Source organism: Polaromonas aquatica (assembly GCF_050626995.1).
GTDB lineage: Bacteria > Pseudomonadota > Gammaproteobacteria > Burkholderiales > Burkholderiaceae_C > Polaromonas > Polaromonas aquatica_A.
Window position 1 is genome coordinate 3621482 of the sequence record NZ_CP192467.1, and the last position, 16997, is coordinate 3638478.

At 61.7% G+C, this 16997-nt stretch carries 14 protein-coding genes; 8 read left to right on the plus strand and 6 right to left on the minus strand.

Annotated elements, in window-relative coordinates; translation table 11 throughout:
* Positions 1-12: 12 nt before the first annotated feature.
* The 3 genes from ACQ4MS_RS17385 to ACQ4MS_RS17395 form a co-directional block, all read right to left on the minus strand.
* Positions 13-1695, minus strand: a complete 1683-nt coding sequence (locus tag ACQ4MS_RS17385) for a PhoH family protein (RefSeq protein WP_431095875.1) — start codon at positions 1693-1695, stop codon at positions 13-15.
* Between the two features lie 179 nt (positions 1696-1874).
* Entirely contained in the window at positions 1875-2351 is a 477-nt protein-coding gene (locus ACQ4MS_RS17390) for a peroxiredoxin (RefSeq protein ID WP_431095876.1), read from the minus strand.
* A 123-nt stretch (positions 2352-2474) separates the two neighbouring features.
* Entirely contained in the window at positions 2475-2873 is a 399-nt protein-coding gene (locus tag ACQ4MS_RS17395; RefSeq protein ID WP_431095877.1) for an Mth938-like domain-containing protein, read from the minus strand.
* 199 nt (positions 2874-3072) lie between these two features.
* Here ACQ4MS_RS17395 and ACQ4MS_RS17400 point away from each other — a divergent pair, with 199 nt between their 5' ends.
* The 6 genes from ACQ4MS_RS17400 to moaD all read left to right on the plus strand — a co-directional run bounded on the left by ACQ4MS_RS17400 (position 3073) and on the right by moaD (position 9393).
* Positions 3073-4296: a pyridoxal phosphate-dependent aminotransferase gene (locus ACQ4MS_RS17400; protein ID WP_431095878.1), complete on the plus strand. Its 1224-nt coding sequence runs from the start codon at positions 3073-3075 to the stop codon at positions 4294-4296.
* Positions 4297-4391: 95 nt separating this feature from the next.
* Positions 4392-5714, plus strand: a complete 1323-nt coding sequence (locus ACQ4MS_RS17405; protein WP_431099611.1) for a homoserine dehydrogenase — start codon at positions 4392-4394, stop codon at positions 5712-5714.
* Positions 5714-7153 carry a threonine synthase gene (gene thrC, locus ACQ4MS_RS17410; RefSeq protein WP_431095879.1) on the plus strand — a complete coding sequence of 480 codons (1440 nt, stop codon included), beginning with the start codon at positions 5714-5716 and terminating at the stop codon, positions 7151-7153. Before ACQ4MS_RS17405 ends, thrC begins: the two co-directional genes overlap by 1 nt.
* Positions 7154-7248: 95 nt before the next feature.
* Positions 7249-7797, plus strand: a complete 549-nt coding sequence (gene mobB / locus ACQ4MS_RS17415) for a molybdopterin-guanine dinucleotide biosynthesis protein B (RefSeq protein WP_431095880.1) — start codon at positions 7249-7251, stop codon at positions 7795-7797.
* A 58-nt stretch (positions 7798-7855) separates the two neighbouring features.
* A complete protein-coding gene (locus ACQ4MS_RS17420; protein WP_431095881.1) occupies positions 7856-9121 on the plus strand; it encodes a molybdopterin molybdotransferase MoeA in 1266 nt (421 codons plus the stop codon).
* Between the two features lie 20 nt (positions 9122-9141).
* Positions 9142-9393: a molybdopterin converting factor subunit 1 gene (gene moaD, locus ACQ4MS_RS17425; protein ID WP_431095882.1), complete on the plus strand. Its 252-nt coding sequence runs from the start codon at positions 9142-9144 to the stop codon at positions 9391-9393.
* 18 nt (positions 9394-9411) lie between these two features.
* Here the strand turns inward: moaD and dapA are convergent, their stop codons facing one another.
* Positions 9412-10308, minus strand: a complete 897-nt coding sequence (gene dapA, locus ACQ4MS_RS17430) for a 4-hydroxy-tetrahydrodipicolinate synthase (RefSeq protein ID WP_431095883.1) — start codon at positions 10306-10308, stop codon at positions 9412-9414.
* Between the two features lie 319 nt (positions 10309-10627).
* On the opposite strand from dapA, the gene ACQ4MS_RS17435 reads away from it, so the two are divergent.
* Positions 10628-11110, plus strand: coding sequence for a molybdenum cofactor biosynthesis protein MoaE (locus tag ACQ4MS_RS17435; protein WP_431095884.1), 483 nt, complete (start codon positions 10628-10630; stop codon positions 11108-11110).
* 149 nt (positions 11111-11259) lie between these two features.
* Complete coding sequence (gene clpB, locus ACQ4MS_RS17440) at positions 11260-13860, plus strand: ATP-dependent chaperone ClpB (RefSeq protein WP_431095885.1); 2601 nt, start codon at positions 11260-11262, stop codon at positions 13858-13860.
* A gap of 183 nt (positions 13861-14043) precedes the next feature.
* On the opposite strand, the gene ACQ4MS_RS17445 is transcribed toward clpB, so the two are convergent.
* Positions 14044-14757: a YebC/PmpR family DNA-binding transcriptional regulator gene (locus tag ACQ4MS_RS17445; RefSeq protein ID WP_431095886.1), complete on the minus strand. Its 714-nt coding sequence runs from the start codon at positions 14755-14757 to the stop codon at positions 14044-14046.
* A 274-nt stretch (positions 14758-15031) separates the two neighbouring features.
* Positions 15032-16924 carry a hybrid sensor histidine kinase/response regulator gene (locus tag ACQ4MS_RS17450; protein ID WP_431095887.1) on the minus strand — a complete coding sequence of 631 codons (1893 nt, stop codon included), beginning with the start codon at positions 16922-16924 and terminating at the stop codon, positions 15032-15034.
* Between the last annotated feature and the right edge of the window lie 73 nt (positions 16925-16997).

The window sequence follows — 16997 nt, forward strand, 5'->3', positions numbered from 1 at the left end:
ATTTTTACGGCTTCAGAGGACTTCGCTCGCGAAATCGGCCAGGCGTGAGCGCTCGCCGCGTGCCAGTGTGATGTGCCCGCCATGTGGCCAACCCTTGAAGCGGTCGACGGCAAAGGTCATGCCCGAGGAGCCCTCGGTCAGGTACGGCGTGTCGATCTGTGCCAGGTTACCCATGCAGATGATTTTCGTGCCTGGGCCGGCTCGCGTGATCAACGTTTTCATCTGCTTGGGCGTCAGGTTCTGGGCTTCGTCGATGATGACGTACTTGTTCAGGAAGGTACGGCCCCGCATGAAGTTCATGCTCTTGACCTTGATGCGCGAGCGGATCAACTCATTCGTGGCGGCGCGGCCCCATTCACCGGAACCGCTGTCGGTTTTGCCCAGCACCTCGAGGTTGTCGTCCAGCGCGCCCATCCAGGGGCCCATTTTTTCCTCCTCGGTACCTGGCAGGAAGCCGATGTCTTCGCCGACCGAGACCGTGGCGCGCGTCATGATGATTTCGGTGTAGCGACGGTCGTCCAGTACTTGAGTTAGGCCCGAGGCCAGCGCCATCAGCGTCTTGCCTGTACCCGCCGTGCCCGCCAGCGTGACGAAGTCCACTTCCGGGTCCATCAGCAGGTTCATGGCGAAGTTTTGTTCGCGGTTGCGTGTGGTGACGCCCCAGACAGCATTTTTGAGGTGGTTGTAGTCTTTGAGCGTCTTCAGAACGGCGGTTTTCGCCCGGATTTCGGTCACGCGGGCATACAGGGGCGGTTCTCCGGGAGCCTCAAAGAACACGAACTGATTGATCAGCAGGCTGCCCACAATGGGCCCAGTGATGCGGTAGAAGGTGTGACTGCCTTGCTGCCAGCTTTCGATGGTCTTGCTCTGGCGCGTCCAGAAGTCCGCCGGCAGGGCCAGTGAGCCGGAATACAGCAGGTCGCCGTCTTCCAGGGTTTTGTCGTTCTGGTAGTCGTCGGTCGCCAGGCCCAGGGCGCGCGCCTTGACGCGCATGTTGATGTCCTTGGACACCAGAACCACCTCGCGCGGCGCATATTCCTTGCGAAGGGCTTCCACCACGCCCAGGATCTGGTTGTCGGCCTTGCCTTGCGGCAGGCTCACGGGCAGCGTGTAGTCCAGTGGCTTGGTCTGGAAGAACAGGCAGCCGCCAGCTTCCGGGTGACCGGTGGTATCCAGTTTCAGCCCTTTGGCGATATCGGCGCCTTGCGTCCCTGCCAGCGCGTCCAGCGTCCGGCTGGTCTGGCGAGCATTGCGCGCCACCTCAGTCATGCCCTTTTTGTGGCCGTCGAGTTCTTCGAGCACGATCATGGGCAGGAAGATGTCGTGTTCCTCAAAACGGAACAGACACATCGGATCGTGCATCAGCACGTTGGTGTCAAGCACGAAGAGTTTGGTAGGGCCAGTCCGCTTGGCCTTCTTGGGCTTGTTGACTGGCTGGGGTAACGGAATGCTCTCTTTTTTATAGCTGCTTGCGCCCGTCCTTGAAGGGCCAGCAGGCTCTTTACCTCGAAAAGCTGAAGGATGCTGACTCCCATCACCTGCTGCGCGGCTGTCAAACAGGTCCATCACCGGGGGTTTCTGGGCGGATTCGGCACTTTCCGTCTTGCGTGCTTTGGAGGGTGAGCGGGCAGGCGCGTCAAGCGCGTCGGGGGAGAGCAGGGCGGCACGTTTGGTCGGGGCGGGGGGCAGGGGCATAGTGCTTAAAACTCTCTAAAAAAGAAGGGTTCCAGAAGCGAAAAAGCCGCCTTGAAACCAGGGCGGCTTGTTCTTTTGGCGCAGTTGCGAAGGTCAACAGCATGAGTTCATTATGCACAACTCGCGTGACAGGGCAATCCTTTGCAATTCTTTGTTGCTAACTGGCGTCAGGGGTTGTTTCAGGCGGCCTTTTTAAGGGCCTTGACGGCCTTGAGCACATCGTCCACATGGCCGGGCACTTTCAGGCCGCGCCACTCTTCTTTCAGCTGGCCGTCGGCACCCACCAGGAAGGTACTGCGCTCGATGCCCTTGACCTTCTTGCCGTACATGATCTTGTTTTTGACCACGCCGAACATATGGCACATTTTTTCTTCGGTGTCCGCGATGAGCTCGAACGGAAGTTCAAGCTTGGACTTGAACTCGTCATGGGATTTCATGTTGTCACGGGACACGCCGAATACGGTCGCGCCGGCCTTGACGAAGTCCTTGTAGCGATCACGGAACTGCATGGCTTCCGTGGTGCAGCCGGGGGTGTTGTCCTTGGGATAGAAGTACAGCACAACGACTTTGCCGACGTGGGATGTGTTGGAAACCTTGATGCCGCCGGTGGCGATCGCTTCAAATTCGGGGAGTGGTTTATTGACGACGACTGCCATACTGAGTAGACCCTGACGAAAGTAGTTGTAATTAGCCGCGCCTTTTGGCAACCGGCCCGGGACGCGAGTCCTGGATATGGTGCCAAGTGCAACCCTAGATTTTACCCTGAAAGAGAAGGCGTTTCAGCCTTCTGTTCCTTCTGTTTCAATCAGCAGGGCGGCAAGCACCTGCCGGCCTTCTCCCGCGAGGATGTTGTAGGTGCGGCAGGCGGCCAATGTGTCCATGGTCTCAATGCCAATGCGGTGCTCCATCAGCCCGCGCAAGAAAGCGGGAGGGGGAAAGCGCAACCGCGAGCCACTGCCAAAAATCACAAGTTCGGGCTGTGTTGCGGCAAGCCGGGCGAAATGCTCAGCCGTGAGATGCTCAAAACGCGTGCAGTTCCAGTCAAACTTCTCGCCCCTGGAGCCAATCACGATGCTGTGCTCGATTTTCTCCGCAACACCGTTGCTTCCAAGGCCGACCCAGCCAGGACCATAACCAAGGATGGACTGGACATCGAGACGGTCTGGCTGAAGTTTCATGCGGCGGTTATTTGAGTGTTTTTTGATGATGCGGAGCACGCCGGTACACAGGAGGCGTTTGCCGGGTTTTGCAGGTGAAAACCCTCTTTTATGTGGTCAAATTATAGATTCCGCCCGAATTTCCCGCCTTTGCTGATGCTTCTTCCCCTTTGCCAGCATGGTGGGCGCCAGGGCCCTGCCCACATATCCCTGAAACCGCATGAAACCGATCACGAAATCTGCCAAGCTGGCCAATGTCCTTTATGACATCCGGGGCCCGATCATGGACGCCGCCAAGCAGATGGAAGAAGAGGGCCAGAAGCTCATCAAGCTCAATATCGGCAACCTGGCGGTGTTTGGTTTCGACGCGCCTGAGGAAGTCCAGCAGGACATGATCCGCAACCTTCCCGCGTCGGCCGGCTATTCGGACAGCAAGGGCATTTTTGCAGCACGCAAGGCCGTGATGCATGAGACGCAGAAGCAGGGCATCAAGGGCGTGACGCTCGATGACATCTATCTCGGCAACGGTGCGAGCGAGCTGATTTCCATGGCTACCAATGCCTTGCTGGACGACGGCGACGAGTTGCTGTTGCCCGCACCTGACTATCCGCTGTGGACGGCCTCCACCAGCCTGTCCGGCGGCACACCGGTGCATTACCTGTGTGACGAAAGCAATGGCTGGATGCCCAACCTCGACGACATCCGCGCCCGGATCACGCCAAAGACCAAAGCCATCGCAGTCATCAACCCCAACAACCCGACGGGCGCGCTGTACTCCGACGAACTGCTCAAGGGCATCGTCGCCATCGCGCGCGAGCACGGGCTGGTCATACTCGCGGACGAGGTGTATGACAAGGTGCTGTACGACGATGTGAAGCACACGGCCATCGCCAGCCTTTCGACTGACGTGCTCACTGTGACTTTCAATTCGCTCTCCAAGAGCTACCGCTCCTGCGGCTATCGCGCCGGCTGGATGGTGGTGTCCGGCCCCAAGAAGCAGGCGCAGGACTATATCGAAGGCCTGAACATGCTGGCCAACATGAAGCTGTGCTCCAACGTGCCCGGCCAATGGGCCATACAGACTGCCTTGGGCGGCTACCAGAGCATCAACGACCTGACCTGCGAAGGCGGGCGCCTGCGCCGCCAGCGCGACCTGGCGTATGAGCTGATTACGGCCATTCCTGGCGTCACCTGTGTCAAACCCAGCGCCGCGCTCTACATGTTCCCGCGGCTTGATCCCAAGGTCTACCCGATCAAGGACGATCGCCAGTTTTTCCTGGAGCTCCTCAAAGAGACCAAGGTCATGCTGGTGCAGGGCACAGGCTTTAACTGGCCCGAACCGGACCACTTCCGCATCGTCTTCCTGCCACATGAGGAAGACCTGCGCGAAGCCATCGGCCGTATTGCGAAGTTCCTCGAGAACTACCGCAACAACCGAATTTGATCCTGTATTCGGTCTCTTCCCTTTCTCGCCCCTTCCGGGTGGCAGCATTCAAGATCAACGTAAAGCAACACTGAGCGACTATGAAACCGACGAATTTGAGCCCGATCCGCGTAGGCCTCCTGGGCATAGGCACCGTGGGCAGCGGCACCTACAACGTACTGCAGCGCAACCAGGAAGAAATTCGCCGCCGCGCCGGCCGCGGCATTGAGATCACCATGGTGGCCGACCTGGACGTGGCGCGCGCCAAAGCTGCAGTCGGCCCAGGCGTGCAGGTGGTCGACGACGCCCGCAAGGTCGTCACCAGCCCGGATGTCGACATCGTGATCGAACTCATTGGCGGCTACGGCATCGCCAAACAACTGGTGCTCGAAGCCATTGAAGCCGGCAAGCATGTGGTTACCGCCAATAAGGCACTGCTGGCCGTGCACGGCACCGAGATTTTTGCAGCCGCCCATCGCAAGGGTGTGATGGTCGCGTTCGAAGCGGCCGTGGCCGGCGGCATCCCCATCATCAAGGCCTTGCGTGAAGGTCTCACCGCCAACAGCATCCAGTGGATCGCCGGCATCATCAACGGCACCACCAACTTCATCCTTTCCGAGATGCGCGACAAGGGCCTGGACTTTGACGTCGTGCTCAAAGAAGCGCAGCGCCTGGGTTACGCCGAAGCCGACCCCACCTTCGACATCGAAGGCGTGGACGCCGGCCACAAGGTCACGTTGATGTCGGCCATCGCCTTCGGCATCCCGGTGCAGTTCGACAAGGCTTATGTCGAGGGCATCACCGGCCTGGCCGCGCAAGACATCCGTTATGCCGAACAACTCGGCTACCGTATCAAGCTGCTGGGTATCACCAAGCGTGCCGCCAACGGCATTGAGCTGCGCGTGCACCCCAGCCTGGTGCCGGCCAAACGTTTGATCGCCAACGTTGAAGGCGCGATGAACGCGGTGGTAGTACAGGGCGACGCCGTCGGCACTACGCTGTACTACGGCAAGGGCGCGGGCAGCGAGCCCACCGCCAGCGCCGTGATTGCCGACCTCGTCGACATCGCCCGCCTGCACACTGCCGACCCCGAGCACCGCGTGCCGCACCTGGCCTTCCAGCCCGACGCAATGAGCGACTTGCCTGTGGTGCCGATGTCTGATGTGGTCACCAGCTACTACCTACGCCTCAAAGTCGCCGACGAAGCCGGCGTACTGGCCAAAGTCACCGGCATCCTGGCCGGAGCGGGCATCAGCATCGACGCCGTGTTGCAGCGTGAAGCCGATGAAGTGGGCGGCGAGGGTTCCACGCATACCGACCTCATCATCCTCACGCACGAGTGCGTGGAAGCAAAGATGAACGAAGCCCTGGCCCAAATGCAGGCGCTGCCTACGGTGCTCGCACCCATCACGCGCATCCGCAAGGAGGAGTTGGCCTGATGCAGTACGTGTCCACACGCGGCCACGCTGACCGCAAGCGCTTCTGTGAAATCCTGCTTGAAGGCCTGGCGCCTGATGGTGGCCTGTACCTGCCGGAAATCTATCCGCAGGTTAATGAGGCGACCCTGGCCAAATGGCGCGGCCTGTCTTACGCCGAACTGGCCTTCGAGGTCCTCTCGCTATACGTAGACGACATTCCCGCCGCCGACCTCAAAGCGATCTGCGACAAGACCTACACCGAAGCGGTTTTCGGCACCAAGGCCATCGTCCCGCTGAAAAAACTCGAAGATGCTTCGACGAGCTCAGCACGCACGGATTTGTACCTCGAAGCCCTGTCCAACGGCCCTACGCTGGCTTTCAAGGACATGGCCATGCAGCTGCTGGGCAACCTGTTCGAATACGAACTGGCGCGCCGCGGTGAAGAGCTCAACATCCTGGGTGCCACCAGTGGCGACACCGGCAGCGCGGCCGAATACGCCATGCGCGGCAAGAAGGGCGTGCGCGTCTTCATGACCTCGCCCAATGGCCGCATGAGTCCCTTCCAGCAGGCGCAGATGTTCAGCCTGCAGGACGAGAACATCCACAACATCGCCGTCGATGGCGTGTTCGACGATTGCCAGGACATCGTCAAGGCGGTCTCCAACGACCTGGCCTTCAAGCGCCAATACAAGATCGGCACCGTCAACTCCATCAACTGGGCGCGCCTGATGGCACAGGTGGTGTACTACTTCGCAGGTTACTTTCAAGCCACGAGCAGCAACACTGAAAAAGTCGACTTCACAGTGCCGTCCGGCAACTTCGGCAATGTCTGCGCCGGTCATGTCGCTCGCATGATGGGCCTGCCCATCGCCAAGCTCGTGGTCGCGACCAATGAAAACGACGTGCTCGACGAGTTCTTCCGCACCGGCGTATACCGCGTGCGCAGCAGCGCCGACACGCACGAAACTTCCAGCCCGTCCATGGACATTTCCAAAGCCTCGAACTTCGAGCGCTTTGTGTTTGACCTGCTGGGCCGCGACGGCGGCAAGGCCCGGGCCCTTTTTCATGACCAGCTCGGCAGCCAGGGTTCCTTTGACCTGAGCGGTGAGGCGGCCTTCAAATCCGCCGCGCTGCGCTATGGTTTCGTCAGCGGCAAGAGCACCCACGCCGACCGCCTTGCCACCATTCGCGATACCTACAAGCGTTTCGGCACCATGATCGACACCCATACTGCTGACGGCGTGAAGGTCGCTCGCGAGCAGCTTCAGCCCGGTGTGCCCATGATCGTGCTCGAGACCGCCTTGCCCATCAAGTTTGCGGCCACCATTGAAGAAGCCCTGGGCCAGTTGCCTACGCGGCCCGCGAAATTCGAAGGCATCGAGGCGCTGCCCAAACGGGTCAAGGTACTGCCGGCCGATGCGGCCGTGATCAAGCGCTACATTGCCGACAATGTGCATTAAATCGGGCTCCAGCCCGGTACTTACTTGCGCAAGCAGCTATATTTTTTATAGCAAAGAAGGCGTCTTTCGGTTTTCCTTTCTGTGAGAGCGGCATCATGAACGTGGTCGGATTTGCAGGGTATTCCGGATCGGGCAAGACCACACTGGTCGAAAAGCTGATCCCGGCATTGAAGGCCAGGGGGCTGCGTGTTTCCGTGGTCAAACATGCCCACCACAAGTTCGACATCGACCATCCGGGCAAGGACACTTTCCGCCACCGCGCGGCCGGTGCCTTTGAAGTGGTGGTGGCGTCGCAGAACCGGCTGGCGTTGATGCGCGAGTTTGAAAAACCTTCGGAACTCTCGGTGCACCAGCTGATTGCCGAGCTTTACAGCGGCGTGGACTGGGTGCTGGTCGAAGGCTTCAAGAGCAGCGACCTGCTTAAGGTCGAAGTCTGGCGCGCCCCATCGGCAGACTATCCCGGCAAGCCTGCGCTTTATCCGGAAGACGACTTCATCGTCGCGGTTGCCACGGATGCGCCCGATAAGCTGCCGGCAGCAACCTTGCGCCCGGTGCTGGATTTGGACGATGCCGACGCCGTGGCAGAGTACCTGGTGAACAATCAGGAACGCTTCGCCTATTCGTTCGAAGACCGTTTCGGTTGAGCATTCGCCAAGGCAGGCTTTTCGTTCCGTTCATGCTTTTGTTCCGGACACCCCGACCATGAGTTCTGTTTCCCCCACGCCCGCTGGCCCGGCGCTTGCGCTGCAAGCCGGCCGGGCTCCATTGAAGCCCCTGGACCAGGCGCTGGCCGAATTGCTGAACTGCGCGGCATTGCTGCCCGGCTTCGAGACCGTTTCCACCTTTGATGCCGACGGCCGCGTGCTGGTCCAGGACCTGGTGTCCAGCCTCGACGTGCCCGCGCACGACAACAGCTCCATGGACGGCTATGCCGTGCGCATTGCCGACGTGTCGGCTGATGCGGTGTTGCAGGTCAACCAGCGCATTCCGGCCGGCAGCAGCGGCCAATTTCTGGTCCCAGGTTCCGCGGCGCGCATCTTTACCGGCGCGCCCATTCCGCCGGGGGCTGATGCCGTGGTGATGCAGGAAGACTGCGAGGTGGTGGACTCAGGCGTGCGCATCAAGGCCCAGCCCCAGCTTGGGCAATGGATTCGCCGCCGCGGTGAAGACGTGGCCTCGGGTGCCGTGGTGTTGCGCCGCGGCGAGCGCCTGACGCCGGCCTCGCTCGGTCTTGCGGCCAGCATCGGCTTTGACAAACTGCAGGTGGCGCCGCGGGTGCGCGTGGCCCTCTTTTCCACGGGCGATGAGCTCGTCATGCCCGGCGAAGTCGCACCCGCCGACATGAAGCCCGGCGCCATCTACAACTCCAACCGCTTCTTTTTGCGTGCGCTGCTGTTGCGCCTCGGCTGCACCGTGACCGACCTGGGCATCGTGCCCGACCGGCTGGACGCCACCATTGCCGCGCTCCAGGGGGCCAGCGAACAGCACGACCTGATCCTCACCAGCGGCGGCGTGTCGGTGGGCGAAGAAGACCACATCAAGCCCGCCGTGCAGGCACTGGGTGAGTTGGCCCTCTGGCAGATCGCCATGAAGCCCGGCAAGCCCTTCGCGTACGGCAAGATCGCCGGCTCCCATTTCATCGGCCTGCCGGGCAATCCCGTCTCCAGCTTCGTGACCTTCCTGGTGCTGGTGCGGCCTTTCCTGCTCAAGCTGCAGGGCGCCGTTGAAACCGCTATCCGGCCCACATCAGCTGTGGCCCATTTCAACTGGCCCAAAGCCGACAAGCGCCGCGAGTTCCTGCGCGTCAGACGCAACGCCGCCGGCGGGCTGGAGCTTTTCAGCAACCAGAGTTCGGGCGTGCTGACATCCGCGGTCTGGGGTGACGGCGTGATCGACAACCCGGCGGGCCAGACCATCGCGCACGGTGACGTGGTGCAGTTCATCCCGTTTTCGGCATTGATGTCCTGAGCATTCCCGCAAGGCCCGGCATGAAGATCACCGTCAAATACTTTGCCTCGATTCGCGAAGCCATCGGGCAGGGCAGCGAGGTGCGCGACACCTCCGCCACCACGCTGGCCGGCCTGCGCGACGAACTGCTCGCGGCCACGTCCGCACACGCTGCGGCGCTTGCGCGCGGCAAATCGGTGCGCATGGCGCTCAACCAGGTCATGAGCGACGAGTCGGCTGTACTCAGCGAGGGCTGCGAAGTCGCCTTCTTCCCGCCCGTCACCGGCGGCTGATCCGCTCACTCGCGGTGCTCAGGCCACCTGAGCATCCAGTTTCACGAGCCGCTCCACCAACGCTGCAGACGCACGTGTCATCGGGCTGCGCAACTCGTCGCTCAGCAAACCCTGACGCGCCAGAAAGGCCTTGAGCGGGCCGGGGTTGGGCTCTGCAAACAGGGCTTCGATCAGCGGCGGCAGCGGTTTCCACAAAGCCTCGGCGCCAGCCATGTCATTCGCTCGTAGACGCCGAACAACTTCTGCAAATCGCGCTGTATGCAGATGCGCTGCGGCCGCAATGGCGCCCCGGCCGCCCGCTGCGACTGTGCTGAAAATGTTCGCGTCCTCACCCGCCAGCACCTGCAACTGCCCATCGGCAATCAGTGCCCGCGTTTTCACCGGGTCACCGCCGCAGTCCTTGAGCGCCTGTATGCGCGGATGTCCGGCCAGGGTGCGGATGGTCTCCAATTCCATCTTGCTGCCTGTGCGGTAGGGGATGTCGTAAAGCACCACTGGCACCGCGCTGGTATCGGCCAGGGTGGTGAACCATTCGACGAGGCCCGCTTGCGAAGGGCGGATGTAGCTGGGCGCCGGCAGCAGGATGCCCACGATGCCGTGCGTGCTGACAGCCCGGATGCGCGCCGCCGTTTTACCCAGGTGGTAGCCCGAAAGGCCCATGATCACCGGCAAGCCACCTGCCTCGGCCATCACGGTTTGCAGCACCTCCAGCTGTTCTTCGTCGCTGAGGGCCGCGGCCTCGCCGGTGGAGCCGCACACCACCAGCCCGGCGATGCCGCTGGCCTGGTAGTGCGCCACCAGGCGCTTCAGGGCGGGGTCGTCGACCTTGCCCTTGTCAAACGGGGTGACTAGCGGGATCCAGAGTCCCGAAAAATCGTAGGTTGCCTGGTTGGAGTCAAGCGCTGTTTTTTGCATAAAGACACATCCTGAAAAACTGACCGGCTTGGAAGGCCGCCATCAGAACAAGAGAAGGTGTCCGCAAAAGACTCTGGAAAAGTAACCGGCGGTTCCATCGCTCATTCGACGACGGAACCGCAGCCCCGGTCAAATGAGCAACGGTTTTTTCGATTTGCTGGCGCACGCCTCAAAGCCGCGGGCGCTGTCGGGCGTCCGGTTGGCAAGGAGGTGAATGTGGCCAGTCATCCATCCATATTACTTGACGTGGCGGATTCTGGCACCTGCTTCGGCACTGAACAGGCACCAGCCGGAGCGGCTCAGTGGCAAAATTGCCACTATGACTTTGCCTTCCCCTCGCGTCCTGATCACCACCGACGACTTCAACCTCGCCGATGAGGTCGCCGCCCTGCGTGCCGGCGACAAGCGGGTCGGGGCCGTTTGCACTTTCACCGGCACGGTAAGGGACCGCAATGACGGCCTGAGCGTGAGCAGCATGGAGCTCGAGCATTACCCAGGCATGACCGAAAAAGCCATCGAGGGCATGATCGACGAGGCGATGTCGCGCTTCGATATTTTTGGTGCCCGTGTGATCCACCGCGTCGGCCTGCTGCAGCCGCTGGACCAGGTGGTCATGGTGGCCGTCATCTCGGCCCACCGCGGCGAGAGCTTCAAGGCCTGCGAATTCCTGATGGACTACCTCAAAACCCAGGCCCCGTTCTGGAAGAAAGAAGAAACACCGGAAGGCGCCCGCTGGGTGGACGCCCGGGTCAGCGATGATGCGGCGCTGGCGAAATGGGGCATCAGCGCCAGCAACGCTTGAGTCCGCTGCCGGGCTTGACGTGCGTCAAACACGGCCCAATCGCCTGCTGTGCTTGCGGCTGAATGACTTGAAAAGGGACGCAAAAGCCCCAAACTCGGCGATAACCGCTCCTTAGTGAGCCCCGAGCCCCTTTGCGGAGTCATATTCAAATGCGACAAGACAAACTGACCACCAAATTTCAGGAAGCCCTGAGCGACGCGCAATCCCTCGCGCTGGGCAACGACAACGGTTATATCGAACCGGTCCACCTGCTGGCCGCCATGCTGCGCCAGGAAGACGGCCCGCGCGCGCTGCTGGAAAAAGCCGGCGTCAACGTGGGCGGCCTCTCGCAAGCCGCCGACGCCGCCGTCAAGAAACTGCCGCAGGTAGAGGGTCAGGACCAGCTCCAGGTCGGCCCCGACCTCGCCAAGCTGCTGCAGGCCACTGAAAAAGAAGCCATCAAACGCAACGACCAGTTCATCGCCGGTGAACTCTTTCTGCTCGCGGTGGCTGACAGCAAGAGCGATGTGGGCCGGCTGGCCAAAGAGAATGGCCTCACCCGCAAGGCGCTGGAAGCGGCCATTGATGCCGTGCGCGGCGGCCAGGGCGTGAACAGCGCCGACGCCGAAGGCCAGCGCGAAGCCCTCAAGAAATACTGCATGGACCTGACTGAGCGCGCGCGCCTGGGCAAGCTCGACCCGGTCATCGGCCGCGACGACGAAATCCGCCGCGCCATCCAGGTGCTGCAGCGCCGCACCAAGAACAACCCCGTGCTGATCGGCGAACCCGGCGTCGGCAAGACCGCCATCGTCGAAGGCCTTGCCCAGCGCATCGTCGCCGGCGAGGTGCCCGATTCGCTCAAGGGCAAGCGTGTGCTGAGCCTGGACATGGCGGCACTGCTGGCCGGCGCCAAGTTCCGCGGCGAGTTTGAAGAACGCCTGAAGACCGTGCTCAACGAGCTGGCCAAGGACGAAGGGCAGACCATTGTTTTCATCGACGAGCTGCACACCATGGTGGGTGCCGGCAAGGCCGAAGGCGCCATGGACGCCGGCAACATGCTCAAGCCCGCGCTGGCACGCGGCGAACTGCACTGCGTGGGCGCCACCACGCTCGACGAATACCGCAAGTACATCGAAAAAGACGCCGCGCTGGAGCGCCGTTTCCAGAAAATCCTGGTCGGCGAGCCCACGGTGGAGGCCACCATTGCCATCCTGCGGGGCCTGCAGGAAAAGTATGAAGCGCACCACGGCGTGCAGATCACCGACCCGGCCATCGTGGCCGCGGCCGAGCTGAGCCATCGCTACATCACCGACCGCTTCCTGCCCGACAAAGCCATTGACCTGATCGACGAGGCCGCGGCCAAGATCAAGATCGAGATGGACTCCAAACCCGAGGTCATGGACCGGTTGGACCGCCGGTTGATCCAGCTGCAGATCGAGCGCGAAGCCGTGCGCCGCGAGAAAGACGAGTCATCGCAAAAACGCTTTGGCCTGATCGAAGAGGAAATTGCCAAGCTGCAAAAGGAAATCTCCGATCTTGACGAAATCTGGCAGGCTGAAAAGGCCCAGGCCTTGGGTTCCAAGGACGTCATGGAGGAAATCGACCGCATCCGCTTCCAGATCGAGGAATTCACCCGCAAGGGCGATTTCAACAAGGTGGCCGAGCTGCAATACGGCAAGCTGCCCGAACTGGAGAAGCGCCTCAAGGAAGCACAGGACACCGAAGCCAGCAAGGGCAAGTCGAATGCGCCCACGCTGCTGCGCACCCAGGTGGGCGCCGAGGAAATCGCCGAGGTCGTGGCGCGCGCCACCGGCATCCCTGTCAGCAAACTCATGCAGGGCGAGCGCGACAAGCTGCTGCTCATGGAAGGCAAGCTGCACGAGCGTGTGGTCGGCCAGGACGAAGCCATCGGAGCCGTAGCCAACGCCATCCGCCGCTCGCGCTCGGGCCTGTCGGACCCGAACCGGCCCACCGGCTCTTTCCTGTTCCTGGGCCCGACCGGTGTGGGCAAGACCGAGTTGTGTAAGGCGCTGGCAGGGTTCCTGTTCGACAGCGAAGACCACCTGGTCCGGATTGACATGAGCGAGTTCATGGAAAAGCACTCGGTGGCCCGCCTGATTGGTGCGCCTCCGGGTTACGTGGGGTACGAGGAGGGTGGTTACCTGACCGAAGCCGTGCGCCGCAAGCCCTACAGCGTGCTGCTGCTCGATGAAGTCGAAAAGGCCCACCCCGACGTCTTCAATGTGCTGCTGCAGGTGCTGGACGATGGCCGCCTGACCGACGGCCAGGGCCGTACCGTGGACTTCAAGAACACGGTGATCGTGATGACCAGCAATATCGGCTCACCCGTCATCCAGTCGATGGTGGGCCAGCCCTACGAGGACATCAAGGAAGCGGTGGAGGGCGAGCTGAAGAATTACTTCCGGCCCGAGTTCCTGAACCGCATTGACGAGACCGTGGTGTTCCATTCGCTCGACGCGAAGAACATCGAGTCCATCGCCCGCATCCAGCTTCGCACGCTGATCAACCGGTTGCAGAAGATGGACCTCACGATGGAGGTGTCGGAAGCGGCGATTGCCGAGCTGGCCAAGGTCGGGTTTGACCCGGTGTTCGGCGCGCGGCCGCTCAAGCGTGCGATCCAGCAGCGCATTGAGAACCCGCTGAGCAAGCTGCTGCTGGAAGGCCGCTTTCCGCCCAAGAGCACGATACCAGTGGATGTCGACCCGATCCGTGACCCAGGCGTGTTCAGGTTTGAGGCCGCACCGCAGTAACCCGTGCAACAGGCGCTATCGATTTGATAGCTGCCTGCGCCCGTAACTATTGGCCTCGACGTCAATTTGATGCCTGAAAGCACATAAAAAGGCCCGCTTTCTCTGGGGAAAACGGGCCTTTTTTCATTCATTGACGCCATCGGCGCGGCAAAAGCTGCGCCCTGAACCGTGGTGTTCTTGTGCCTAGCCGCCCAGGCCTGCAAAAATATTCTGCACGTCGTCATTCGCATCGATGGCGGCAAGAAAGGCTTCCACCTCTTCGAGTTCACCCGCACTCAGGGAGGCGGGTGCGATGGGGTTTTTGGCCCTGTAGCCCAGCTTGGCGGACAGTACCGTAAAACCCTGGGCCGGCAGCGCGCGGCTTACCAGGTCCAGGTCCACCGCATCCGTGACGAACAGCGTGGTGCCTTCTTCTTCGCCCGGTTCAAAGTCCTGGGCACCGGCCTCGATAGCGGCCAGCTCCGGGTCGGCGCCCGGCGTGGCGGGCTCGGCTTCAATCATTCCAATGTGGTCGAAATCCCAGCTGACGGAACCGGAGGTGCCCAGGTGGCCCTTGCGGAACAGCACGCGGATTTCCGACGCGGTGCGGTTCAGGTTGTCCGTCAGGCATTCGACCATGACCGGAACCCGGTGCGGCGCAAATCCTTCATAGATGACGTGTTCGAAGTGAACCGCGTCACCGGTCAGCCCGGCGCCCTTCTTGATGGCCCGCTCCAGCGTGTCCTTGGGCATGGAGACCTTTCGGGCCTGCTCCACCACCAGCCGCAGGCGGGCGTTCGACGCGGGGTCGGCCCCATTGCGCGCGGCCACCATGATTTCCTTGGCCAGTTTTCCAAATACCTTGCCTTTGGCATTTGCCGCCAGTTCCTTGCCTTTTGCTTTCCACTGCGCGCCCATGTTTGATCTTCCTTGGTGTGCCGTAGCGCTTCGTGCGCACGGTTTGATGCTTTATTTATTCAGGTGAGCGGTCACGCGCGGGGTTGGAAAAAGCGCGGAACCGAGGGCTCTGGTTATACACCCATGGCCGTGGCAGCCCGCTGGCCGGCTGGCGGTATTGATGCTGCAGAAATCGCTATTTATTTGATAGCTGGTGGCGCCCGATGTTACTGGGCTGGCGGCCTTTTTGATGCCCGAAAAAGGATAAAAATCACCTTCCGGCCGCCAAAAACACTCAAACCGCCACGCCCGCGGTTTGCAGAAATGCCTGCAGGGCGGAAAAGTCCAGCGGTTTGGTGAGGTGCTCGTCGAACCCGGCGGCCAGCGCACGGCTTTTGTCTTCGTCCGTGCCGAAGCCGGTGAGGGCCGCAACTATGACCTGCTCGCCGCCGTGCAGGGCGCGCAAGGCAGCCAGCACCTCGTAGCCGTTCATTCCCGGCATGCCGAGGTCCAGCAAAACGGCCTGGGGCGCCTGCTGGCGGAACATCTCCAGCGCGGCGGGGCCGTCATAAGCGACTTTCACCTGGCAGTCCATCAGCCGGAGAATTTCCGCCAGGCTGTTGGCCGCATCGCGGTTGTCGTCCACCACCAGGATGGCCGCGCCCGGGCCGCTGCCCGCGTCGTCGGTGGTTTCCTCACCCGTCTGTGCATTCGGCAGGAAAAATGTGAAGGTGCTGCCGCGGCCGGGGCCTTCGCTTTCCGCATGCAGTGTGCCGCCGTGCATTTCCACCAGTGAGCGTGCCAGCGTCAGCCCGATGCCCAGTCCGCTTTCACGTGCGGCGGTCTGCGCATCGCCTTGGGAAAACAACTCGAAGATCTGGCTGATGGCCTGGGACGACAGCCCCAGCCCGTTGTCTCGCACCGAGGTGTACAGCTGCGTGCCCTCCTGCCAGACCTTGAGCTCGATCAGTCCCGCTTCGGGTGTGTACTTGGCGGCGTTGATCAGCAGGTTCTGCAGGACCTGGGCAAGCCGCGTGGCGTCTCCCTGAACCAGCGGCGACGCGGCCGGGATGTCTGTCTCCAGGCGGTGGCGCCGCGCATCAAACAGGGGACGCACGGCCTCAATGGAGCGGGCCACCACCTGGTTGTAGGAAACCTGCTCCGCCTTGAAGCGGATCTTGCCGGTGGTCAGCCGCCCGACATCAAGCAGGTCGTCGACCAGGCGTGTCATGTGCGAGAGCTGCCGGTCAATCATGTCGCGGCTGCTCCGCACCAGCGGGCTGGGGGAGGGCTCCAGCTGCAGGATGGTGATGGCGTTGCGAATGGGGGCCAGCGGGTTGCGCAGCTCGTGCGCCAGCATGGCCAGGAACTCACTCATGCGCTTGCTGGATTTTTCCAGTTCGGACAGGCGCCGCCTTTCGGTCATGTCGCGCGTAACCTTGGCAAAGCCGCGCAACTGCCGGTTCGCATCGTAGATCGGCGTGATCACGGCATTGGCCCAGAACACCGAGCCGTCCTTGCGGACGCGCCAGCCCTCTTCTTCTGCCCGGCCTTGCTGCAAGGCCGTTTTGAGTTCGGTCTCGGGTTTGCCTGCCTCAAGGTCTTCAGGGCGGTAAAACAGGCCGAAATGTTTGCCGATGACTTCGCCGGGGCTGTAGCCCTTGATAAGTTGCGCGCCGCTGTTCCAGCTCTCGATCAGGCCCTCGGGGTTGAGCATGAAGATCGCATAGTCCTTCACTCCCTCGAGCATGAGCCGAAAGCGTTGTTCGCTCTCTCGCAGGGCTTCTTCGTGGGCACGGCGTTCGGTCAGGTCGCGCGTCACCTTGCCGAAGCCGGTCAGTGTTCCGTCCGGGTCCCGCAGCGCGGTGATGACGACGTTGGCCCAGAAGCGGCTGCCATCCTTGCGGATGCGCCAGCCTTCTTCCTCAAAACGTCCGTCCCTTTCCGCGCGGCGCAGTTCCTCGGCCGGCCAGCCGGCTGCTATGGCCTCAGGGGGGTAGAAGGTGGAAAAATTCCGGCCGATGATTTCAGCGGGCTGGTATTGCTTCAAGCGCTGGGCGCCGGTGTTCCAGGACACCACGTTACCGGTGGTGTCGAGCATGAAAATGCCGTAATCCTGTACCGCATCCACCAGAAGGCGGAAGCGGTCCGTCACGATCTGTTCTGGAGAATCAGGGCGAGCCGACATGCCGTGATGATAGCCAAATTGCTATCTGCGATATCCGGGACTATCCCAATGGGAGATGCCGGCCGGGCCGTTC